The organism is Dysgonomonas mossii, from assembly GCF_004569505.1.
Taxonomy (GTDB): Bacteria; Bacteroidota; Bacteroidia; order Bacteroidales; family Dysgonomonadaceae; genus Dysgonomonas.
On record NZ_SPPK01000099.1, the window covers coordinates 1 to 409 of the forward strand.

The 409-nt window shown below is 69.7% G+C and carries 1 protein-coding gene; it reads right to left on the minus strand.

What is annotated here, in order from left to right; translation table 11 throughout:
* A partial coding sequence (locus E4T88_RS19000; RefSeq protein ID WP_135107590.1) for a lytic transglycosylase domain-containing protein occupies nt 1-409 on the minus strand: 409 nt, incomplete at both ends.

Sequence of the window (409 nt, forward strand, 5' to 3'; positions counted from 1 at the left end):
GTCCAGGCGGGAGCGGTAGACCTGCAGGTTCTCCATCACCCGCTGCACGTAGTTGCGGGTCTCGGTGAACGGGATGCGCTCGACCCAGTCGATCACGTCGACCTCGCCCTTGCGCGGGTCGCCGTAGGCGTCGATCCACTTCTTCACGTTGCCGCCGCCGGCATTGTAGGACGCGAAGGCGAGGACGTAGGAGCCGCGCCAATCCTCCATCAGTTCGCCGAGATGGGCCCGGCCGAGCTTGGCGCAGTAGGCGGGGTCGCTGGTCAGGCGGTCGACGTCGAAGGATGTGGCGACCCGGCGGGCGGTGCGCTGGGCGGTGGCCGGCATCATCTGCATCAGGCCGCGGGCGCCGACGCCGGACTGGGCCCGGGGATCGAACTGGCTCTCCTGCCGGGCGATGGCGTAGACC